At 45.0% G+C, this 22,323-nt stretch carries 17 protein-coding genes and 1 pseudogene; 13 read left to right on the top strand and 5 right to left on the bottom strand.

Annotated features, from left to right (window positions below):
• Positions 1-53: 53 nt before the first annotated feature.
• Positions 54-2,360 (top strand): PKD domain-containing protein, encoded by a 2,307-nt coding sequence (locus tag ACW9SV_RS17665; protein WP_479558091.1) that lies wholly within the window; start codon positions 54-56, stop codon positions 2,358-2,360.
• Here the strand turns inward: ACW9SV_RS17665 and ACW9SV_RS17660 are convergent.
• On the bottom strand, positions 2,357-2,533 hold the full coding sequence (locus ACW9SV_RS17660; protein WP_479558462.1) for a hypothetical protein: 177 nt from the start codon (positions 2,531-2,533) through the stop codon (positions 2,357-2,359). The genes ACW9SV_RS17665 and ACW9SV_RS17660 overlap by 4 nt on opposite strands.
• Before the next feature lie 222 nt (positions 2,534-2,755).
• Here ACW9SV_RS17660 and ACW9SV_RS17655 point away from each other — a divergent pair, with 222 nt between their 5' ends.
• A complete protein-coding gene (locus ACW9SV_RS17655; RefSeq protein ID WP_479558090.1) occupies positions 2,756-3,157 on the top strand; it encodes a hypothetical protein in 402 nt (133 codons plus the stop codon).
• The gene (locus tag ACW9SV_RS17650; RefSeq protein WP_479558089.1) at positions 3,154-3,741 is read left to right on the top strand and encodes a hypothetical protein; all 588 of its coding nucleotides are present in this window, start codon (positions 3,154-3,156) and stop codon (positions 3,739-3,741) included. Before ACW9SV_RS17655 ends, ACW9SV_RS17650 begins: the two co-directional genes overlap by 4 nt.
• Positions 3,742-3,833: 92 nt before the next feature.
• Here ACW9SV_RS17650 and ACW9SV_RS17645 read toward each other — a convergent pair whose 3' ends face one another.
• Both ACW9SV_RS17645 and ACW9SV_RS17640 read right to left on the bottom strand, forming a co-directional pair.
• Positions 3,834-5,423, bottom strand: coding sequence for a hypothetical protein (locus tag ACW9SV_RS17645; RefSeq protein WP_479558088.1), 1,590 nt, complete (start codon positions 5,421-5,423; stop codon positions 3,834-3,836).
• 180 nt (positions 5,424-5,603) lie between these two features.
• Positions 5,604-5,792: pseudogene (locus ACW9SV_RS17640) on the bottom strand (hypothetical protein); the annotation flags it as partial.
• Between the two features lie 463 nt (positions 5,793-6,255).
• Here ACW9SV_RS17640 and ACW9SV_RS17635 point away from each other — a divergent pair.
• The 5 genes from ACW9SV_RS17635 to ACW9SV_RS17615 all read left to right on the top strand — a co-directional run bounded on the left by ACW9SV_RS17635 (position 6,256) and on the right by ACW9SV_RS17615 (position 12,629).
• Positions 6,256-7,728: a metallophosphoesterase family protein gene (locus ACW9SV_RS17635; RefSeq protein ID WP_479558087.1), complete on the top strand. Its 1,473-nt coding sequence runs from the start codon at positions 6,256-6,258 to the stop codon at positions 7,726-7,728.
• Positions 7,725-10,049: an ATP-binding protein gene (locus tag ACW9SV_RS17630; RefSeq protein ID WP_479558086.1), complete on the top strand. Its 2,325-nt coding sequence runs from the start codon at positions 7,725-7,727 to the stop codon at positions 10,047-10,049. The genes ACW9SV_RS17635 and ACW9SV_RS17630 overlap by 4 nt, the downstream gene beginning before the upstream one ends.
• A 253-nt stretch (positions 10,050-10,302) precedes the next feature.
• Entirely contained in the window at positions 10,303-11,508 is a 1,206-nt protein-coding gene (locus tag ACW9SV_RS17625; RefSeq protein ID WP_479558085.1) for an acetyltransferase domain-containing protein, read from the top strand.
• A 326-nt stretch (positions 11,509-11,834) separates the two neighbouring features.
• Entirely contained in the window at positions 11,835-12,416 is a 582-nt protein-coding gene (locus ACW9SV_RS17620; RefSeq protein WP_479558084.1) for a TMEM175 family protein, read from the top strand.
• A gap of 45 nt (positions 12,417-12,461) precedes the next feature.
• Positions 12,462-12,629, top strand: a complete 168-nt coding sequence (locus ACW9SV_RS17615) for a hypothetical protein (protein WP_479558083.1) — start codon at positions 12,462-12,464, stop codon at positions 12,627-12,629.
• Positions 12,630-12,857: 228 nt separating this feature from the next.
• Here ACW9SV_RS17615 and ACW9SV_RS17610 read toward each other — a convergent pair whose 3' ends face one another.
• Positions 12,858-14,639, bottom strand: a complete 1,782-nt coding sequence (locus ACW9SV_RS17610; RefSeq protein ID WP_479558082.1) for a mechanosensitive ion channel family protein — start codon at positions 14,637-14,639, stop codon at positions 12,858-12,860.
• 636 nt (positions 14,640-15,275) lie between these two features.
• On the opposite strand from ACW9SV_RS17610, the gene ACW9SV_RS17605 reads away from it, so the two are divergent.
• From ACW9SV_RS17605 to ACW9SV_RS17585, 5 genes are all read left to right on the top strand, one after another.
• Complete coding sequence (locus ACW9SV_RS17605; RefSeq protein ID WP_479558081.1) at positions 15,276-16,898, top strand: circularly permuted type 2 ATP-grasp protein; 1,623 nt, start codon at positions 15,276-15,278, stop codon at positions 16,896-16,898.
• Between the two features lie 205 nt (positions 16,899-17,103).
• A complete protein-coding gene (locus ACW9SV_RS17600; RefSeq protein WP_479558080.1) occupies positions 17,104-17,568 on the top strand; it encodes an endonuclease domain-containing protein in 465 nt (154 codons plus the stop codon).
• 75 nt (positions 17,569-17,643) lie between these two features.
• Positions 17,644-18,597: an alpha-E domain-containing protein gene (locus ACW9SV_RS17595; RefSeq protein WP_479558079.1), complete on the top strand. Its 954-nt coding sequence runs from the start codon at positions 17,644-17,646 to the stop codon at positions 18,595-18,597.
• Between the two features lie 22 nt (positions 18,598-18,619).
• Positions 18,620-19,519 carry a transglutaminase domain-containing protein gene (locus ACW9SV_RS17590; protein ID WP_479558078.1) on the top strand — a complete coding sequence of 300 codons (900 nt, stop codon included), beginning with the start codon at positions 18,620-18,622 and terminating at the stop codon, positions 19,517-19,519.
• Between the two features lie 72 nt (positions 19,520-19,591).
• Positions 19,592-20,668, top strand: coding sequence for a zinc-binding metallopeptidase family protein (locus ACW9SV_RS17585; protein ID WP_479558077.1), 1,077 nt, complete (start codon positions 19,592-19,594; stop codon positions 20,666-20,668).
• Between the two features lie 362 nt (positions 20,669-21,030).
• Here ACW9SV_RS17585 and ACW9SV_RS17580 read toward each other — a convergent pair whose 3' ends face one another.
• Positions 21,031-22,131 carry an SGNH/GDSL hydrolase family protein gene (locus ACW9SV_RS17580; RefSeq protein ID WP_479558076.1) on the bottom strand — a complete coding sequence of 367 codons (1,101 nt, stop codon included), beginning with the start codon at positions 22,129-22,131 and terminating at the stop codon, positions 21,031-21,033.
• Between the last annotated feature and the right edge of the window lie 192 nt (positions 22,132-22,323).

Here is a 22,323-nt window from a genome sequence, read left to right as displayed (position 1 = left end):
AGAACAACTATTTTATCTTTACTCTAATAATGATATTTCAGGAATACAAACAGATGAGCCAACATTACTCTTTTATTAACTACTTTATTCTCTTTATCTTTTTTCACTTTTTTAATCTCACCTATAAAACTCAAGCGCAAAGCAAGAGAGCCAATAACTGGTACTTCTCACATAATGCTGGAATTGATTTTAACCAAACTCCACCTGCTCCTGCATTTGGAGGACAAGTAGAATCTACTTTTGCTGGATCTGCCACCATTAGTGATGAAAATGGCAATCTGCTTTTTTATACCGATGGTAATTCAGTCTGGAACAAAAACCATGTTCAAATGCCAAATGGGTTTGGATTGACAAAAGGGATAATAGGCAGTTTCAAACAAACACCTTTAATTGTACCCAAGCCTGGCTCCCCCAATATTTACTTTATTTTTACTACAAACCAATCTAGCGCCAATGTAGAACATGGGCTTTTCTATGCTGTAGTGGATCTTTCCTTACAAAATGGCCAAGGAGATGTTACACAGAAAAACATCTTTCTACAACAACACATGAACCTGGGCTTAACTGCAGTACAACATGCAAATGGAAATGATTATTGGGTAATTGGACACGAATGGGAATCATTCAATTACTTGAGTTATAAAGTAACGAGTGATGGTGTTAACCCAGAACCTGTTGTAAGCAAAGGAACAGTAAATCAAACTTGGTGGGGAGGATGGACAGGCGGGCAACTAAAAACCTCCCCAGATGGGGCTTGGCTTGCCTCAGTTGTTGAGAACGGAATTGAGTTTGCAAAGTTCTCCACTCATTCTGGGAAACTGCAGGACCCTTTCATTATCAAAGACCCCGAAGTGTTTTACAATCCCTTCAGAGGAGTAGAATTTTCTCCTAACTCAAATGTACTATATGCAGCAACTCTGTATGAAGGCTTCCTTCAATTTGATTTAACTAAACAAACTCAAAACGAAATTATCGGGTCATTTAAAAGAATTATAGATCCTCAAAGAAACATTAGCGAAGATTTACAATTAGCACCTGACGGAAAGATTTATGTGGCTAAAGGAGGCGGACAATGGGACGGAGCACTTACCATAGGTATTATCAATAATCCCAATTCATTAGATACAAATAACAAGTACAACCAAGATGCTATGCACATGCAGGGGTTAAGAATTGATCAAAGGTTACCAACTTTTATCACTTCCTATTTGGCTACTCCAGCAGCTATAAGTTATTCGAATGTTTGTTTAGGTGAACCAACTATCTTCTCAGCAGCTGGCATAGGAAGCCGCGACTCTCTTAGATGGTTCTTTTCAGATCCTGCTTCAGGCAACTCTAACACATCAACTACCTTAAACTCTGTTTATACATTTACTGTGCCTGGTTCCTACAACGTAACGCTGCGGGTCTATTTAGGTGGTTCTTACAAACAGTTGGAACAGCAGGTAACCATTATTGAAAAGCCAATAGTTAATCTTGGTTCAGATGTGAGGGCTTGTTCTAATGAAACTATAACGCTAGATGCAGGAGAAGGCACTACTTATCTATGGTCTACTGGAGCAACTACCAGAAAAATAAATGTAACCGTCTCAGATGAGTATTGGGTAGAGGTAAGCAATGGGTTTTGTTCATCCAAAGACAATATCAAAGTAGAAATCACCCAACTTCCAGTTTTAGCCTTAGGACCTGATCAGCAACTCTGCTCAACTTCTCCTATTACCTTGTCTGTGGGCACCACAAACCAACACTATAAGGTTAGGTGGTCTACAGGAGAAACTACCCCTTCTATCCAGGTAAAGGAAAGTGGCCTTTATTGGGCCGAAGTAACCAAAGAAGTATGCATGGTAAGAGATGAAATTCAAATCAGTTACAATGGCTTAACTAACCTTGCAATCAAAGCATCTACTACTTCCCCCAAGTATGACGAAATGATATCCTTAGAAGCTACTGGTGATCGCCTGACCTCTTTCAGATGGGATTTAGGTGATGGCACTTCATCAGATGCAACAACCCCTTTTCATACGTATGAATTTGCTGGCACCTACCCAATTACGCTTACAGCTTATAATGCTTTTGGCTGTACGGCAGAAGCTTCAACCCAAGTGGTCGTAGCACCTTACATCTTCATCCCTAATATTTTCACACCCAACGGTGATGGAAAAAATGAGGCTTTCCAAATCACGTACAACGGCAGAGGCCCTTTTGACATAAAAATCTTCAACAGATGGGGTAAACAGGTGTACCAAGCCCAAAACAAAGACTTCCAATGGGATGGAAAAGGATTTAGTGATGGGGTTTACTTTTATATGATTAATTCAGAAACCGGCCCCTACAAGGGGTATGTAGAAATAGTTCGCTAGAGCGTCCCGAACGCCAGCGACGACTTCCCCGACCCCGACACGCCCGTGAACACCACCAGCGCATCTCTGGGGATGGTGAGGTCTACGTTCTTCAGGTTATGCTCACGCGCCCCGCGAACGGTGACAAAGCCGGTGAATGGAATATCTGATGGGAAATTGGAGTCCTTGGTCATAAAAATAAGTGGTAGATTCCTCCCCCTAAATCTTAACGGGTAGGAAAATCAATACTTAAAGAAGGTACCTATTTGCTACCTTTATTGTTTCTGAATACATTTTACCGCTTCTAAAGCCCTATGAACAAATCTGCTTTGGCTGTTTCTAATCCTATGTATTGGGTAGGCACCTTACTGATTATTTTTATGGGGTTGTATATGGTGTTCAAAGGCAAAAAGGAGTTGTCTAAATTTGAAAAGGTTACAGGGCCAATCACAGGTATCTTAGAAAAGCATCCAGATTTTCCAAGGAGAGCGGGCCCTAAAGACCGGTACATTCAGGTGGCAGGGTTTGAAAAAGCCTTTGAGGTCTATTTAGGGGGCGAATCAGGAGATTTTCTTCCTGATTTCCAATCCATCACCAAACTAAGACCAGGTGATACGGTGACGGTGTACTATGATGAAGCGCCGTTTTTTGCTCAATCAAATGGAGAAGCAGACAAAATTATCTTTTTCACCCAACAGATTGAAAAAGAAGGGAAGGCACATTACATTAGGGGAGACTTCGATCTTTTCTTGGGCAATTTCATGATGATTGCCGGGGGCCTCATTGCAGGTTTTCTTTTTATATACAGAAACCAATGACAGAGTTAAAGCAACGCGCGCAGTTTACTAAGAAGGAATTTTACCTGGAAAAGGCTGGGGTGAAAGTGGTTTCTAAAACCTTGCAGGAAAACCTGGAATACATTATTAAGTACGAAGAACTTGGTTTTGACCAGGTAAAGAAACAAGAGAAAGGTGCAATGATTGGGGTCATATTTTTTGGCCTTCTGCTACTGCTTGATCTATACCTGCTCTTGGATGCCCTAATCACGGGAGAACGTTTGGTGGAGGTTCTCATATGGGCGGCCAGTGCTGTTTTCTTTGGGTTCTTAACTGTATTTGCGGCGCAGAGCATCAATAAAGAGGTGGTGTATTTGACAGGTGGCACCAAGGTGCTAGAATTGTTTCGGTCCTCTCCTTCTAAGGCAGAAGTAGATGCCTTTATCCAAGCGGTACATGCACGAGTGCGGGAGTATTATAAAAAGAAATTTGCTGTTGTGGACCCCAACCTCCCCCAAGAAGTGCTACTTGCCCGATTCAACTGGTTACTGGAAATTGGGGTTATTGACCAGGAAGAACTGGAAGACTTGTACATGCAGATCCAAATCAAAAATTTACTTTCCTAACCTTCTGGTTTGGCTTCAAAAAGCAAAGGCTTTGGTTGTGTATCGTTTAAAAAAAACTGCACACAACCAGGGCCCTTGCTTTTATACGTTGCTCAGGAGATTTCTTCTATGGCCTTTACCAGGGCACCCAAGGCCTCTTCCAAGCCTTCATAACTTCCTCCGGCTTTCAAAACTTTCTGAAGACGAAAGAGACCTTCCCGCTCTACATGTAAGAACATTTTGGTGTCTTCTTCTGGCTTGCCGGTGAAGCAGTTGACATAGCAGGAAACAGGCTCATTTGGCTTAATGTTGACATTTAAGGCTCCTGAAAACTGACGAAGGCAATCCAGGTAGCCGTCTACCAGGTGATCCAAAACCTGGCAATAAAAGCTTTTGTATTCTTCTTGCCAGGTCTCAACTTCTGTATGAAGGGAATGACAGTACTGCATGGTCTCCCTGCTTATAGCAATACCCCTCCAGAGGGCAGACCACAGAAAATTGCTGGAGAGTCCGTTGGCATAGGATTCTCGTGAACAGATGAAGTACATACGTTTGGTGAGGACCAAAGAATGGGCGTACCCCAAGTAATTTAGCTGGTTGAATTCTTGGAGAGAGGATGCATTTGGGCTTGCCCAGGAGTACGAAAGCATGTCATGCCGAACCAACCGGTTCTCTGCTCCTACGAGTTCATGGGCAAGTAACTGCATCAGGATCTCAGCATCCTGGGCTAACCGGAGAGAGACATAGGTTTCTGCTTGCTGATCGGTTACTAGGGCCAGGGACTCTATTCCGTCCAATATTGCCTCAGCATACGTCCACCAACCTTCTGGGTCATCCCTTTCTAATTTGTAAAGCGTGCGCTTAAAGAGATCAAACGTTTCCCCGTCTACTCCCCCATCTAGTTCATTTCCTTCAGGGTAGAACCCTTGCACAAAGGAAAGCAAATTTCTTTCGGATGCTGAAAGCTGAGCAATACGGTTTAATAAACGATTTTTAGTGATGGCTGCTTTGTTGAACAAGCCCACCAGTCCACCCCAGTAGCTATGGTGTTCCCGGCGGCTGATCGCTGCTAAAATTTGGGCCATCTCGTTTTCTGGCGCAAGGGTTTCTACGCTCTGTATCCATTGGGTCACATCCATCTTTGCCAGGGCCAGCACCAGCGTGGTCAAGAGAAGCTCCTGGCCTGTTGCAGGCTGGGCATTCAAGGGTGAAACCTCACTGAATGTTAGTTTACTTTGGTTTGTAACCTGTACGGTAAGTTTATACGTTGCCAGCACCTTCTCTACATCCAGGCGCTGCTCACGGGCCTTGGTAACGGAGAGAATGGGGCCGCTTACAAGGTGTTTTAGAAAAGTATCTGTAAAACCAGGATACGTAGGATCTAATAACTGGTAGGCTCTCCGGACATACCCACCCAATAAGCCTACTATCACGTCTTTGCCGGGCCCACGTAAAGCGTCCCGAAATTGCCAGCTTGCTACCTCGGGGTCTACTTCGGTTTTATGCAGATTTCCGTGCTTATAAATCATCCATCGTCCCCTTCTACCATCAAAGATGAGGTTACGGGGAAAGTCTGGGTAGTAGAAAACGCCACCCCAATTAAAATCTGCCAACACCTCTCCTGTTAAGTAAAACGCATCTCCTGCCCTATTCAACTGCATCTCACTTAAGTGCACAGGGCCTTCTAGTACCGGAAGAGACATGGCAACCGTAATTAAGGTTTTAAAAAAAGAAGTAGAATTAAGCAACTAGGCGCTAAGTAGCTGGCTTTTAGGGAAGTTACATAAAATATCCTGTTACTTCCAAAGCTTAGTCTATACTCTGTTGTATAGGTTCTAAAGAAAATAGGCTCTAAACAGAAAAAGGGGAGATAATTAAAAGAATTCCTGTTGCAGCGTCCTGAACTCCAGCGACGATTTTCCCGACCCCGACACGCCCGTGAACACCACCAGCGCATCTCGGGGAATGGTGAGGTCAACGTTCTTCAAGTTATGCTCGCGTGCCCCACGAACAGTGACGAAGCCGGTGAAATCTTGGTTGGAATTCTTTTGCTGCGGTAATTTGTTTGCCATGGCCGAAATTAGAGAAACTACCCCTTTTACGGGAAACTCGGCCTAAGTTCACGCAGACGGCTTTTGCCTCTATGATCACTGTTATGGCTTGTTTTTCAGAAATGAGACCAAAAACGGAATTTTTGTTGCACTCTTGCCAATTGGTTTGAAGGAGTTCTGTATTTTAGCCGACCATCATCCAAAAGAACGGCAAAGACCCCCTCCTCGCCAAAGCCATTGGCCAAGACCTGAAAGGCAAACTCTCTCCGCTCTTGTACCTGACCGGCATAACCCTCTCCTTCTGGAGCCCCTAGGCAGCGAACGGTGACTATGTGCTGGTAGCGTTGATGTGGTTGATACCTAATAAGAGAATTGAACGGGTTTATTAGACTTAAATCTTAAATTCACTTTTAATCAATTTTAAATTTAACATTTTTTTAAAACTTAAATAGTTGTTGTTTTTCATTTTTGAAACACATAAATAATGAATAAAAAATTTACAATTCTTCATATTTCAGATTTACATAGAAGTAAAGGAAATGAAATTTCTAATTATGCTTTACTTTCATCTTTACTAAATGATAAGGACAGATACTCTAAAGTAGAAACACCTATAATAAAAGTTCCTGATATAATAATTGTTAGTGGAGACATCATAAGAGGCTCAAACAGGCTTGATGATTTTAATGAAGAAATAGAAATTCAATATAAAGAAGGATTATCTTTTTTAAACGATTTAACTAAAGATTTCCTAGAAGGTGACAAATCAAGAATTATTATAATTCCTGGAAACCATGATATCAGTTTCAAACATTCAATAGATAGCATGGAAAAAATTGAATTTTCAGATTCAGACCCTAATAAAAAAAGTCTTATAATAGAAAGTGTAAAGAACTCAACAAATCAAAATTCAGCCATTAGATGGTCTTGGAAAGACTTATCTTTTTACAAAATAAAGGACCAAGTTAAGTACAATAAACGCTTAGAAGCTTATAGCAACTTTTATTCTGAATTCTATGAAGGGAAAAGAGAATTTAAATTAAGTCCAGAAGACCAATTTGACATATTTGACTTTCCATTATTCAATACAACCATTGTAGCGTTTAATAGTTGCTTTAATAATGACCATTTAAGATTTGCTGGGGATATAAATCCCGACTGCATAGCTAAAGCAAACCTAGCCTTAAGAATTTTCAAAGAGCAGGGCCGTTTGATTTTAGGCACTTGGCATCATAATACGAAAGGCCTACCTTATGAATCAAACTATATGGATAGTAGCCGCCTTAAAAACTTTATTGAGTCTGGAATTGTACTTGGTTTTCATGGACATCAACATAAAACTGAATTAATTCATGAATATAGTGATGTTGTGGAGAAGAAGAACATTATTATATTTAGTGCAGGCACCCTATGTGGAGGACCTAAAGAATTGCCAACAGGAAGTAACAGACAATATAATTTGGTTGAAATTGATGATAATATTGAGGAGGAAAACATACAAGTTACACTACATGTAAGGGAAAAAACCGAATCTTCTTCATTTGAAAACCCTATTTGGACCCCTGGGAGGATAGACTCTAAAAATATTAGCCATTATTCAATCAGACTTGACAGACCAAAGGTAGATTATACAGTTGCATTAATTAAGATTGAAGAACTAATGCAAAACAAAAATTATAAAGAAGCAAAAGAGGCCTTATTACTATTAAGTCCTCATGATACTTTTGTGAGAAGGTTTTTAGCAGAATGCATAGTTCAAACAGAAGATTTTCCACTAGCAATTGATTTTTTTTCTAAACCTAAATCAATAGAGGAAGCTGTAGCTGTATTAAACGCAGGAATACAACTAAGAGATAAAATTACATTGGCCAAACTTCTTAACGAAATAACAGAACCAATGTCATTAAACCCTATTATAAAAGATTTACTAAACAAAGCTGAAGCAATCTTAAAATGAGCAATATAGGCAAATTATCATTTCAAATAGAAATAAGGAGAGTATTAGAAATATTATCAAATGACATCTATGACTCTCCTTATGCATTGCTTCGGGAAAACATTCAGAATGGCTATGACGCTATTCTAATGAGAAATCAAATAACTAATTCAGGTGCTTATCAGCCAAGAATAGTTGTAAACATAGATCCCAAATACATCACGATAGAGGACAATGGAATTGGGATGGATAGAGAAGTTGTTAGTAACAATTTTTGGAAAGCTGGTTCTAGCGGCAAAAATAATGAAATCGCTCAAAAAGCTGGAGTTGTAGGCACATTTGGTATTGGAGCAATGGCAAATTTTGGTGTTTGTAAATCCATAAAAGTGATAACACATTATGCGCAAGGAAATGAAACAATTGAAACCTTCGCTAATAGAGAATCTTTATCAATAACCGAAGAATGTATTGAAATCAAAACTTATGCAGATGTTAGAGAACCAGGAACTTTAGTAATAGCGGAACTTGACGATTCACTAAACCTAACTGTACAAGGAGCAATCCAATATCTTACTCCCTACCTTAAATTTTTACCTATACCCATTTTAATAAATAACCAAAACATTAGTCTTTATGATTATTCAATATACCATACTGTAAAGCAAGACAGTATTTACCATACAGAATTCCATGAAATATTAACTAATAATAATTCAGGATGCAAAGCCTTAATTACTATAACCAACCAAAATATTGTCAAGGTACACTGTATTGATATACACAGAGATTCAAAAATTTTAAAAGGAGAATTTTCTCTTTCACAAGGTGTAGGGGGAATTTATGGTTTGAGGAATTATTTTGGTTTAGCTCCTATACCTATTTCTAGCTATTTTAACTTAGGTGGAATTGTAAACCTTTCGAGCTTACATCCTACTGCTGGAAGAGAAGCTTTAAACAGAGATAGCATTGAATTTGTATCACAAATAATCAGAGCAGTAGAGACTAAAATCGCAGAAGTTTTTTCAAATTTAGAAATTTCAGATACTAATACTGGATTTCTAAATTACATTTCTTCATATAATAGAATAGATTTAGCGAAGAATTTGAAAATAGTAGTTCAACCTAACGATGAGAGGTGGCCATTATCTAAAATTTCTCAAAGTTATAATGAAAAGAAAATTTACTATTACTCTGGGCGCGACCAATCTACTATACTTCAATTCGGCAATGAGAATTCTTATTTATTATTATTAAGTCAAGATAATCCAAGAAGAAAGATACAACAAGAGTACATAAAGCGATTAGGTATAGAAGAAGTACCAGACAAAGCAAGAGTATTATCGGTATACGACAATAAAGACCTTCCCTTTCCAGAAGTTTCTCTTCTTCTACGTGTTACAAATATAATTTCAGAAGATTACTTAATAGCTGATTCTAAAGTTTACATAGCAGAAATTAGCCATCAAGTACCGAGTTTAGTTGGGTATAAAGACAACATTTTGTATATCTATATTTCGAGAAATTCAAGTGCTGTTCAACAGGTATTACAAATTTACTCTACTGATTGGTCATTATTCGGAAGTTTTGTTAAAGATTTTGTCAGAAATCATTTATATCAAAAATTTTCACAGTATGTTCCTTCTTCTACAAGACAAGGCGCAGATGCCTTGCAAAAAATCTTAATGAAGAACCGTGAATTGTATAAATATGAATTTTCAGATTTAGGCGCTTTGGAATCTTTATTGACTGAATATGCATCTGGCGAGATAGATTTTCCTGAGGTTTTAAAAAAGTCTACTACTATTACCAAAACGCATTCTCAATTTGTAAGAAGAAGTCAAGTCGGAACAGTTGAACAAGAAATTCCTAGTATTTTAGAAAATAACACGGCTGATAAGGCATCTTTTGATGAATATGGCGCTGTACCTCCTATTCTTAGACAAGAAACAAAAACTGATAAAAAAATATTAAAAACTGACAAGCCATATCCTCATTTAAACAGCTTTTCTTTATTCTTAAGTTTATCTGACAAAATTTTTAAAAGTCAGTCTGAATTCTTTTTAGAACCTCATACAACAAAAGTGATTTGGAGCATGCATAAAGTAGTTTACATCTTTACACATGCATCTAAAAACTTATCTCTTTATTATGACATTGAATTGAAAGAGAAGTTATCAGATGATTCAACTGGAGGTACTGCTATACCTACTACAACAGTTATTACGGAAAATAGAATCTTTATTCCTATAATTCCTGAACTCAATAATTATTTTGATATCAATGAAGGAACTAAAGAATTTTATGTACGGTATGATTTAATAACTGATTTTAGTTCAAATTAAAACATTCATAAATCAGGTATTTTCCAATAAAGTACTTTTAATGAATCAATTAGAATTAATTTCTTACTTTCTCTGAACTTTGGGTAAAATGTGCTTAATCATTTTTATCAATATGACCGAGCACATTTTACCCAAAGTCTATTTCCTATTGACTTTAAACCCATTTACCTTAGACCTGCCCGTTCGGGAAAGAATTATAGGTATTTTGGAATACCTTGCCAAGAAGAACACTTACTCACCAATTTAACCGCCTATGCTCCGCACTGAAGCTTCTACTCCGCTGGGGCAAGCCCGCCAAACCCGGGTTTCCTCCATTGATGTGGTGAGGGGCTTGGCCATTGTGCTCATGGCGCTGGACCACGTGCGCGATCTGTGGCACACCACCTCGCTGGCGCAAGACCCGCTGTCGTTTGACACCACTACCCCGGCCCTGTTCCTGACGCGCTGGGTCACACATTTCTGCGCACCCACCTTTGTGTTCCTGGCGGGCACCTCGGCGTACCTGTCGCTGCACCGCGATGGAGACTTCGGGCGCGCCCAGCGGTTCCTGCTATCCCGAGGGGTCTGGCTTATGGTGCTGGAGGTCACGGTCATCAGCTTCGGGATCTGGTTTGACATCCTCTTCCGGACCACTATGTTCCAGGTGATTTTTGCCATTGGGTTCGGGTTTGTGGTGCTGGCGGCGTTGCTGCGGTTGCCTGCCCGGGTATTAGGTGGCATTGGTCTGGCCATTATCCTGCTGCACAACCTGCTGCCGCAAGTAGGCCCTGCGGAGGGAATGGCGGGTAAATTCGCCTATTCCCTCTTGTTCCGCCAGGGGTTCTTCCAGGCCACCGAGCATTTTGCCTTTCTGGTGGCGTACCCCGTGATTCCGTGGTTGGGCATTCTGCTGCTGGGCTTCGGATTTGGGCCTGTTTTCAGGAAAACAGCTCCAGAACGCCGGAAGCTGCTTTGGCTCAGTGCGGCAGTGGCATTGGGGGTATTTGCCGTGCTGCGGTTGGTGCAGGTGTACGGTGACCCCAACCCCTGGAAGGTGCAGGCCACGCCGGTGTTCACGTTACTGTCGTTCCTCAACGTGACCAAGTACCCGCCTTCGCTTCTGTACGCGGCCTTGTTTCTGGGGGGTATGTTTTTAGCGCTGTTTTTGCTGGAACGGGCCCAAAACGGCTTTGCGCGCTTCCTCACTATCTACGGCCGAGTGCCGCTGTTCTTTTACCTGGCACACTGGTTTCTCATTCACACGGGCATGCTGCTGCTCATGTTCTGGCAAGGCCTCACCTGGCAGCAGCTCCCCTTCGGGACCCTGGAGTTTGGCCGGCCCAAAGTAGGTGTGGGCGTTGAGCTGCCTTATGTGTATCTGGTCTGGATCACGGTGGTGCTGGTGCTCTACCCTGCCTGCCGCTGGTACAGCCGCTACAAAGCCGCCCACCCAGAGAAGAAGTGGTTGAGTTATCTTTAGAAATCTATACTTCAAGTTTGAGCGCAGCGGTAACTTGGAGTAGCCATTTTGCCAGTTTGCAACTGGCTTTTTACACATCATCTGATCATGGAGTACGCCAGTTACAAACTGGCAATCATGGTAAGCCACAAGTTACCGCTTCGCTCAAACTTGCGGCATGAGAAGGCTTACCGGCAGAAGTGGTGCCTGCGGGTTCCTTCCTGAAGGACCTCCGGAGATAAGGATCTGACGCGTGCCGCACCTGACCTCTCCTTCCCATTAACTTCTTCTATTATCTTTCTGCCCGCAATTACCCCACCCTATTTTTTGAGTGACACCGCCCCATTATGAACAAAGGAAGATTAGAAGCATTTAGTGACGGCGTTTTAGCCATCATCATTACCATTATGGTGCTGGAAATAAAAGTGCCGCACGGTACCGACTGGGAGGCCCTACGCCCGCTCTTGCCTGTGTTCCTGAGCTATGTGCTTAGTTTTATCTACATAGGCATTTACTGGAACAACCACCACCACATGCTGCACAGCACGGGCAAAGTGAACGGCGCCATCCTGTGGGCCAACCTGCACCTGCTCTTCTGGATATCCTTGATTCCCTTTACCACCGGTTGGATGGGCGAGAACAGTTTCGCGCCGGCGGCTACGGCCCTCTACGGGCTGGTGCTGCTGTTCTGCTCCATTGCCTATTGGATTTTGGAGCAGATGATCGTTCGGAAAAACGGGAAAGATTCTTTGCTGTCCAAAGCCATCGGCAAAGACCTGAAAGGAAAGATTTCTCCCCTGTTGTACCTGGTGGGTATTGCCTTGTCTTTCTGGAGTTCACTGGCGGCAAATGCGGTGTACGTACTAGTGGCTTTCCTGTGGCTTATCCCAGACCGGCGCATTGAAAAAGCCTATGAACAGGCACAGTAGAAACGCTGTTTCTTTGGTTCTATCCACGTGAAATAATTAGAACCATTGTCCACCACGGCTTCCCCACACTGCACGTTATCACTGTCTTACTGGACCACCTTGCGGTTCAATACCTTGCTCTATGTAACCCATGGTTTAGAGGCTACTATCTCAAACAAGCCCAAAGTAAGTATCCCATACTTCAAGTTTGAGCGCAGCGGTAACTTGGAGTAGAGATAATGGCCAGTTTGCAACTGGCGCCAGTTGCAAACTGGCAAATTGGAAAGCCACAAGTTACCACTTCGTTCAAACTTGCGGCATGTAAACTCAAACTTGTTACATGTAAATTATAAAGCGTTTCGGAGCTGATTTTTACCAATCAACCCCGAAACGCTTTATCATAGAATTACATTTACCTCTAAGCCCTGCTGGCGCGAGCCTTAACTCCTAACACAAAAAGCTTTATTCTTTCTCTTTATAAGGAATGGTGTTGCGCAGGCTTTCAATGCGTTCTGGGCTAAACCGGGGAAGCGGCAAATCATCGGCGTTGCGCCATTGGTTTACTTTTTCCTGCGCGGCCTGGGTTTTCTCTTCAGACAAGCCGGTGTCGCGGCCCAGGTAGATGGTTTGCGACGGGAACGCGAAACTGGTGCCGCTGGCTTCGATCACGTCCATCATGCGTAGCAGCAGGTCTTCCTGAATCTCCAGGAACTCATTGTAGTCGCTGGTCATCACGTAGGAGAACACCTCCAGGTTGTACGACGAGGCTCCCACGCCCACAAACCGCACCCGGGCAGATTCTGGATCAATTTTAGGATGGGCGTACAAAATGGTTCTGAGTTCTACCAGCAGGTACCGGATCTGGTCGGGGCTGGTGTCACAACGCACCCCAAAGGTGGGGTGAAACCACACGCGGTCACGGTGCGCGAAGTTCTCAATACGCTGCGACGAAAAATCACCGTTGGGGATAGTCACCACCGTGCGGTCGTTCGTCCGGATGCGGGTAGAGCGCATACCTATCTGCTCCACGGTGCCCACCGTCTCGCCCACCTTGCAGAAATCTCCTACCCTGATGGGCTGATCGGCAATGAGCGTCACGCTGCCCACAAAGTTCTCTACGGTCTTCTGCGCCCCCAGCGCCAACGCGATACCACCAATCCCCAAGGCAGCCAATCCGGTGGTTACATCAAAGCCTAAGGTGCCCAGAAACGCAATCACCCCAAACACCACAATCGCGATCTTGGCTCCCCGGCGCAGAAACAGCACCGCCGAGAGTGCCGCCTGGTTCCGCCTGCGGGTCAGACGCCGCTCCAGGTACTGTGACAGTACTTCAATAAGCCGCCACAGCAAAAGCAAAAACACCATGAGGCCAATCAGCACCGTCAACTGACTGAACTGCTGGCGCACAATGATGGAGATACCCACCCGCTGGGTGGTGGCAATGAACAGCCACAAGGCCAGGTACAGTTGAATGGGCAAACTAAACGCGTGGATGATGCCGGCAATGTGCTCTTCACGGGCCCGCCGCCAGGTGCGCATCAAGACAAACACCACCAGTTTTATAATCACCCAGGAACTTGCGTAGGCCAGACCGGCAATCATAAGCAGGAACAACCATTGCCCCACAGGTACGCCGTTCCATTTGGTGTCCACGGCAAATTCGGGCATGACCTTATCGGCGAGGGGTTTGTCAGCTTCCTCTATGATGGGAGGAATGCGCTGCACCGTTTGCGAGGAGAAAAGCCAGATAGGGCCGCCCTCCGCGTCTTCCAGTTTCTCCAGGAACAAGTCAAATTCCTCGCCGTTGACGGTGGCCTCCCCTACCCGGTCCAGGTTGGGACCCAGGTTGTCATCTTCGCGACCGTCATAGGTGTCACTTAACAAGGAATAAGGTACAATGTCGCCGCTCTGGTCCAGGAGGCGTTGCAGGGCATGCGCCAGTTTGGCCCCGTTCTGTTTTTGGTCCAGGGTGCTGTCCAGGTTCAGGTACAGGGCGGCCCGTTCATAGTTCTCATCGGCAATGGACTTGATAAACCCCTGCACCGCCCCACGGGGCGTGCGCCGGCCCAGGGTGTCAATGGGCCAATCGGGTTCCACCGCCTCAGCCGCCGTGGTGTCTTTGGCTGGCTCCTGCGCCTGCCCCGGCAGAGCCAACAAGGTCATACCCAGCAGTAAAAGAAAGAATACGTCTCCCCTGGCTTGTACCAGGTTTCTATGAAGGAAAAGAAGAAAAGTTGAATGCATTGAAAAGGTCATGAAAGGCATCTGTGGTTAGATAAGAACAGAAGCGTTGGGGCAAACACCCAAGAGCATATGGGCGCGCAGGTCAACACGCTACCCCCGCCTCTGGAGAAACCCGGCCCTTATAAAACGAACCCACGGCAGTGAGGTTATACCTCGGGCAAAAGCCGCTCCCTCAGAACCTATTTCTACCTATAGTAAAGTGCACTACTTCTCCTCCCAATCAAACCTGGCAATGAAAACTAGAACCACAAAGGATTTTCTACCCTTTTAAAGTAGGGTTCTTTCCGTTTCTCTGCGGCAAATACGAGGCTCTATTTTGATAAATACTGATTTTCATCCATACTCCTTCTTTATGCCGTATAGCGGCGAACAAAGGCCTATCCTTTTTCCGTAAGGGGCAGTTTAAAAGGGAACAGGGCAAGCGATTTTACCTCCTGTTATTTGACTTTTACGCAAGGTATTCCGGCTGAACGAAGCAGGACAAACACGGTGAAGAAAGCAGAGATGCGGAAGTACACGTCGGGGCTTTGCCCCTCTTTTCATGAAAACACGCGCAAAGCAGGATGGTAGACCATTCCCGCCTTGCTAAGCAGAAGGATTACCACTTAAAACATTAACGTTTTTAGACCTACAGATATGGATGCAGCTGTGCGCCAGAACCAGACAAGTGAAGTATTCTCGAATTATCAGATCCCGCCAAATTTCTTAGATGAAGTGTTCCGGACCCCCGGCGAAGTTCATCCGCATTACCAGGCGGTATACCAGCAATTCCTGGAGTTTTCTAAAGAAGAATTCAAGGCCCTGAATGAACACGCCAAGATGTCTTTCTTTAACCAGGGCATTACCTTCTCTGTGTATTCAGACAAGGCCAAAGGCGTTGAGCGTATATTCCCGTTTGACCTGTTCCCCCGCATTATTCCGGCCGCGGAGTGGGCCAAAGTGGAGAAAGGCATCTTGCAGCGCTGCGTGGCCATGAACCTGTTCATTCAGGACATCTACTCAGACCAGCACATTCTAAAAGACAAAGTAGTACCCGCAGACCTGATCTTCTCTTCCAAGAACTACCTCAAGGCTATGATTGGGGTGAAGCCCGTAGGTGGCATTTACAACCACATCTCGGGCACTGATTTGATCAAGCACAGCGATGGCGAATACTATGTGCTGGAAGACAACCTGCGCTGCCCGTCTGGTATCAGCTACGTGCTTTCTAACCGGGTAGCCATGAAACGTACCCTGTTCCAGATGTTCAGGCAGTTCAATGTGCAAACCGTGGGCGAATATCCACAGGAGCTGTTAGCCACTATGCAGTCAGTGGCGCCTAAAGGCATTGATGCCCCTACGTGCGTGGTGTTGACCCCGGGTGTGTACAACTCAGCGTACTTTGAGCATGCGTTCCTGGCCCTTACTATGGGCGTGCCGCTGGTAGAAGGCCGCGACCTGTACGTAGAAAAGAACTTTGTGTACATGAAGACCATCAACGGCCCTAAGCGGGTAGACGTGGTGTACCGCCGCCTGGATGATGACTTCCTGGACCCCATGGAATTCAAGCCAGACTCCATGCTGGGCGTGCCAGGTATTATGGCCGCTTACAAAAAAGGAAACGTCAACCTGCTCAATGCCCCTGGTACCGGCTTCGCCGATGACAAAGCCGTGTACACCTACGTGCCAGACATTATCAAGTACTACCTGCAGGAAGAACCCATCCTGAACAACGTCCACACCTACCGCTGTGAGAAAGACGATGACTTCAAATATGTTTTGGAGAACATGGACAAGCTGGTGATTAAGCCGGTAGATGAAAGCGGCGGGTACGGCATTTTGATTGGTAGCAAAGCTTCCAAAGAAGAACTGAGCGAGTTCAAGAACTTGGTAACCGAAAACCGTCGCAAATACATCGCGCAGCCTATTATGAACTTGTCTATGCACGCCACCTTCATTGAGGGCGAAGACCAGTTTGAACCTCGTCACGTAGATTTAAGGTCGTTCTGTCTTTTGGGCAAAGACCGCCAGTTTGTTTTAAAAGGAGGATTGTCTCGCGTAGCCCTTAAAAAAGGTAGCCTGATTGTAAACTCCTCTCAAGGCGGTGGTTCCAAAGACACCTGGGTCATGGCTGAAGACGGTGCCGGCATGTCTATGCAACAAAACGGTTCCATTGAACAAAGCATGACCATGGACGGCCAAACCATGACCATGGGCCCGCAAGGCATGTCAATTGGTACTCAAGGCACCATGTCCATGGGCAAGCCTGGCGTGGAGTAGAAATGCAGGGGAATGATCAGCAAAAGAGGGTCATCCCCCTACCCCCTTCAAAGGGGGACTTACCTGCTAATGTTTTAAGAACACTCAAAAGAACTCGGGAAAGAAGATAGTCCCCCTTTGAAGGGGGTAGGGGGATGAAAAAGCAGCACGAATGAGCGAAAAGCAGCAACTATGAAATATATGAGCTCCATAACCTAAGAACTGCATGCCTTCAAACCACCACTATAACAAGAACTTAAAACAGTTTGCCAGAGCAAATCGGTTAGATTCTACCAAGGCAGAAATTAGGTTATGGTGTGAGGTGTTAAGCAAAGGCAAATTGGGATACACCTTTTTGAGGCAGCGCCCGACAGACAGCTACATCGCTGATTTCATGTGCCAAGAATTGAGTTTGATTATTGAAGTAGATGGGTACACCCACAATTTTAAAACCGAGGAAGATCAGAAGAAAGACAAAGCGTTAGCAGAGTTAGGCTTCACAGTCTTGCGGTTCACAGATGAAGAAGTGATGAAAGACTTGTCAAATGTGCAACGGACGCTTGAGCACTGGATTGAGGAAAACAAGCCTCAAACGCAAAGTTTTAAAATAATGAAAGTGCCTGGGGAAGATGATAAGCAGAAGAGGATCATCCCCCTACCCCCTTCAAAGGGGGACAATCTGATAGAGTAAGATAAAAACAATAAATACCTCTGAGGAAGAACTCAGGGATTCAAACATAACACGAACACAAACGAACGACTATACATGCTTTCACGAATTGGAAACAGCTTGTTTTGGATGGGGCGCTACATTGAGCGGGCCGAACATATTGCCCGTTACGCCAGGGTACAGTATGTGTCTTCAGTAGATGCGCCACTGGGTCAGAACCGCGAATTGATTCTGGAGTCAATCCTGGACATGGCGGGCAGCAAAGACGCGTATTTTGGAGTACATGAAAAGTTGGAAGACGACAAGGTCATTGATTTTATCTCCATCTCTGAGTCAAACCAGTTTTCTATCCTCAGCTACATCGGGCGAATCCGCGAGAATGCCCGTGGTTCCCGAGATAGCATTTCTATTGAATTATGGGAGGCCATCAACCGGTTTTATCACAAGGCCAACGAAATGATGACCTCAGAAATGGCCGCCGAAGAGATTGAGTTCTTTGCGCGCCGTATTGAGGAGAACAGCTACATCACCAAGGGCTACATTGAAAACACGCTGCTCCACAATGACGTTTGGATGCTGATCTCCCTGGGCATGCACCTGGAGAGGGCCATTCAGGTGATCCGGATTCTGCAAACCAAGTTGGAAGACATTGAGAAGTTTGAAGACTTAAAGCAGGGAGGCGCCCTTGAAAACTACCAGTGGAGCACCACGCTCAAGAGCACCGAGGCCTTTGACATGTTTATGCGCTGCCATAAAACCAGCCCTACCCGGTCACATGTCATAGATTTTTTACTTTTTGATACCCAATTTCCTAAGTCTGTTGCGTATAGCATGGAGTGGATCAAGAAGTGTATTGAGGGAATCTCTTTTTACCAGGAAGAAACCCGCAAAGAAACGCTGGAGTTTATGGCCGGTAAATTGGCCTGCCGCTTCCAGTACTTGACCATTGAAGAAGTAGAAGACCGGGCTCCTCAGTTCCTGCAAAGAACCTTGAATAACATTTATGAGATTGCCGGTTTACTAGATGTTAAATATTTAAAATACCATTAATGCCAGTTTTGGCCTTTCATCTATGAAAACAGAATACGAGGTGGTGTACAAAACCCACAACACGTATGAAGAAAATGTTAGGGAGGCCTTCTTTTCTTTCTTGATTCTTCCCTGCCAGAACGAAAATCAGGTAGTGCGGAACGTTACGTTCAGCAACTCCCTTGATGCTGAGACTTTTCAGCACACCAATCCTTTTGGATTTGAGGTGATCAACCTGCATACAGTTGAGCCCTTCAACGCATTTGAATTCCAGATGCGGGCCATTGTGGAAAAGGAAATGACCGATTTTCCGCTGGAAGGTATTTTTACCGTGGAAGAAGAGCAACAGCAACTACAGGACCACCTATTCTATCTGGAAAACCATCAGTTTTTAGGTTTTGGCCATTATACCCACATTAAGGAGATGTACCACAGCAAGCTGCTGATGCGGGCACCAGATCAAGGAGTGTATGACTACCTGCAGAACCTGAACGCCTTTATCAATGATCTGTTGGAGTTTGACCCCAAGCCAACTACGGTCTGTACCTCGGCGAACGAGGTGCTGAAGATAGGCCGCGGGGTGTGCCAGGACTATACCCATTTGTTCATCGGCATTGCCCGCATGAACAAGATTCCGTGCCGGTATGTGTCTGGGTACCTGAACCAGGGACTGGAACTGGAAGGTTCGGCGGTGATGCACGCCTGGGCCGAGGCCTATATTCCGGGTTTTGGGTGGCAAGGCTTTGACCCTACCAACAACCTGCTGGCTGATGTGCACTACATCAAAGCATCGCATGGGTCAGACTACTCAGACTGCAGTCCTTTGAAAGGCACTCTCAAAACCAACGGAAAGCAAAAAACAAGTTACGGCGTAAGTGTTCATCCCCTTCAGGAGGCAGAACCTGTACAGCAGGAGCAAATGCAAACGCAATCTAATTTTTAGGCGTAAGCGATGGTAGCTCTCAAGGTAAAAGTGGCTGGCGTAAGCTAGTCACTACTTAACATATAAAACAAAATGAAAACATTTCACTGCACTTGCGGCAACAAGTTATTCTTTGAGAATTCTTTCTGTGTGTCTTGCAACAGAGAAGTTGGCTGGTGCCCGGTATGTAAAGGCATGCACGCCATGGAATTGGATGGGAAAGGTGGATATGTTTGTACCAATCCAAAATGCCAGTCACACGTGGTAAAATGCTTCAACTATTCGGCGCATAATGTGTGTAACCGCATGGTTGAATCACCGCAAGACTATGCCCGGAACTTCCAGCAACTGTGCAGCTATTGTCAACTTACGGAGACCATTCCGGATCTTTCTGTAGAAGGCAATGCCCAGAAATGGTACGACCTGGAAGTAGCCAAACGCCGGCTCCTTTACCTGTTAGATGAACTGGGCCTGCCCTACGGCTCTAAATCCTCTAACTTCGAGTTGCCCCTCTCCTTTGACTTCAAAGAAGACGTAGAAGCCTCTTCTGTTTTGGGATGGATAGGGCTTGAAAAAGGCGAAAAAGTGTTTACCGGCCACGCCGATGGTAAAATCACTATCAACTTAAGCGAAGCCGACCCGGTAGAACGCGAAAAGCTGCGCGTATCTTTCGGGGAGACACACCGCACCCTGATTGGCCATTTCCGGCATGAGGTGGGTCACTATTATTGGCAGTTATTAGTACAGGGCAAAGACGAGGAAGCCTACAAAGCTGTCTTCGGCGACCATGAAAACCCCACCTATTCTGAGGCCATGGACCACTATTACAAAAATGGTCCTAAAGCTAACTGGCGGAACAGTTACATCAGCGCTTACGCCACCATGCACTCCTGGGAAGACTTCGCCGAAACCTGGGGTACTTACCTGGACATGATGGCCGTCCTGGACACCGCCGATAACCATGACCTATTAGATCTTCCCAGCGAAGACCTGGTAGATACCCAACTGGAGGAAATGTTGCTCCGCTACGCAGACCTAAGCCTAAAAGTGAACGAGGTAAACCGCTCTCTTGGCCTCCCAGACCTGCTCCCCGAAACGTTCTCAGCCCCGGTCGTAGAAAAACTCACCTACATTCACCGCCTGATCCAACGTAACCGGGTGCAGAAATAAGGCTTTTTAAGTTAAGTTGTTCTGCAACTATTCAACTGCAGTAACATGGAAAACCCATTTAGAGGCTGATTTGGTTAAAACAGCCTCTAAATGGGTTTTCCATGTTTGACTTTTATTTCTACTATGCCCCATTATGCCGCAAGTTTGCAACTTGTGGCTTTTTTATGGCCAGTTTGCAACTGGCGCCAGTTGCAAACTGGCCATAACTCCTACTCCAAGTTACCGTTTCACTCAAACTTGAAGTATTCCTTGCGCCAGCGTTCGAAAACGTTTAGGCCCTGTTTTCTTCAAAACAGGGCCTAAACGTGCTTTTTAATTTAGAATGTACTAGAAATCAGTAAGCTTCTAAGACCTTCTTTTACTTACAAAAGCTTCTTAAAAAAAGGCTCTAGCTCTGCAGCCATAATTCCATGCTCTGCCACGCTCGGGTGACCGGTACAGCCGCTGGCCTCCATGGGCTTGAAGAAGTGCACGGCTACAGGTTTATCTGAAGCATATGCCTTGTCTATTTGGGTCTTCACCGCAGTAAGGCAGTTCTCCAGCTTTTGCTTTCGGGCACCATTCATCATGGGGCTACTTAATAAAGCAATTTGCGCTTTAGGGTACTTAGATTTCACGTTCTTCACGAAACTGATGTACTTACTTACGAAAGCAGCGCTGTCAAAGGGCAACCTAGGCGTTTTGCCGTCTCCATCACTGAAGTCGTTGGTGCCTAAAGCAATGCTCACTATTTCTGGGATGAATTTATTGAAGCCCCAGCGCTGGGTGGTCTTGTCTTGGAAATCCACTTTCTCGTAGACCTCGGGCAGAGTGGGTCCGTTGCTGTTCCAGTTTCGGTAGGCGCCATAACCGCTCACGCTGCTTAAGACAAAGTTGGCGTTTACTGCGCGGGCTACTCTGGGTCCGTAAGCCATGTAGGCGTTGTGCTGATCATGGTATTCGCCAGTGCCGCACGGGACCTCAGACGGATCTGCCGCTGCACCACAAGTAATACTGTTCCCGATAAACTCTATTAAAGGTGCCGCGGGTCTCTTTAGGGACGTCACTTTAGAAGCGACTACCTTCTGAATCACTAAGGGGCCGGTATGAGCTTCGGTGGTTTTGTACACCCAAACAGTGTGTTTACCCGCCGAGGGTGCGGTGATCACCAGGGTGTCTTGCAAGCCTTCAATTCTTACTCTTCTCTGGTAGACCCCGTCCAACTCGTACTGGAGATAGCTGTGCGCACCCGCATAGCCAGCAGCTGCCACTACCCTTGCCTCTCTCCCTTCAAAACTAAACCCGAAATGCGCCGCAGAGGAAATCAACTCTAGGTTCCGGGCATTGTTTACCTGGTATCTTCCCAAGGGCTGCAACGCGGTGGCAGGCAGTTCCTGGTGATTACCGCCAGTATCTTTGAGGGTGGTACAGCCAACATAAAAGGCGCATATCGCGCCCGCAAGAATAGCAAATCGAATATTCATAGATGAAGGGTCTGAATGGATTCTACAAGAATACAGATATTCCGGTTTGTTTCCATACGGCTGTAACCAGGTACGTCTAGGCGCCTCTCCTGTTTTCCCCTTCAATTTCAAAATATGTGCTATAAATGCATCGGAGGCTTCAAACAAAACGCCCTTTCTAGGCCAAGCTAGTAAGGGCGTTAAGAGAGTAGT

The sequence above is a fragment of the Rufibacter sp. JT20002 genome, assembly GCF_056491185.1.
The sequence above is the reverse complement of the archived record's forward strand: the minus strand, read 5'-3'. Positions and strand labels throughout refer to the sequence as shown.

Bases quoted from the DNA above. Each gene is read 5' to 3' on its own strand.
- ACW9SV_RS17665 (WP_479558091.1), top strand. From the start codon at position 54: ATGAGCCAACATTACTCTTTTATTAACTACTTTATTCTCTTTATCTTT.
- ACW9SV_RS17660 (WP_479558462.1), bottom strand. From the start codon at position 2,533: ATGACCAAGGACTCCAATTTCCCATCAGATATTCCATTCACCGGCTTT.
- ACW9SV_RS17650 (WP_479558089.1), top strand. From the start codon at position 3,154: ATGACAGAGTTAAAGCAACGCGCGCAGTTTACTAAGAAGGAATTTTAC.
- ACW9SV_RS17645 (WP_479558088.1), bottom strand. From the start codon at position 5,423: ATGTCTCTTCCGGTACTAGAAGGCCCTGTGCACTTAAGTGAGATGCAG.
- ACW9SV_RS17635 (WP_479558087.1), top strand. From the start codon at position 6,256: ATGAATAAAAAATTTACAATTCTTCATATTTCAGATTTACATAGAAGT.
- ACW9SV_RS17630 (WP_479558086.1), top strand. From the start codon at position 7,725: ATGAGCAATATAGGCAAATTATCATTTCAAATAGAAATAAGGAGAGTA.
- ACW9SV_RS17625 (WP_479558085.1), top strand. From the start codon at position 10,303: ATGCTCCGCACTGAAGCTTCTACTCCGCTGGGGCAAGCCCGCCAAACC.
- ACW9SV_RS17620 (WP_479558084.1), top strand. From the start codon at position 11,835: ATGAACAAAGGAAGATTAGAAGCATTTAGTGACGGCGTTTTAGCCATC.
- ACW9SV_RS17610 (WP_479558082.1), bottom strand. From the start codon at position 14,639: ATGCATTCAACTTTTCTTCTTTTCCTTCATAGAAACCTGGTACAAGCC.
- ACW9SV_RS17605 (WP_479558081.1), top strand. From the start codon at position 15,276: ATGGATGCAGCTGTGCGCCAGAACCAGACAAGTGAAGTATTCTCGAAT.
- ACW9SV_RS17600 (WP_479558080.1), top strand. From the start codon at position 17,104: ATGCCTTCAAACCACCACTATAACAAGAACTTAAAACAGTTTGCCAGA.
- ACW9SV_RS17595 (WP_479558079.1), top strand. From the start codon at position 17,644: ATGCTTTCACGAATTGGAAACAGCTTGTTTTGGATGGGGCGCTACATT.
- ACW9SV_RS17590 (WP_479558078.1), top strand. From the start codon at position 18,620: ATGAAAACAGAATACGAGGTGGTGTACAAAACCCACAACACGTATGAA.
- ACW9SV_RS17585 (WP_479558077.1), top strand. From the start codon at position 19,592: ATGAAAACATTTCACTGCACTTGCGGCAACAAGTTATTCTTTGAGAAT.
- ACW9SV_RS17580 (WP_479558076.1), bottom strand. From the start codon at position 22,131: ATGAATATTCGATTTGCTATTCTTGCGGGCGCGATATGCGCCTTTTAT.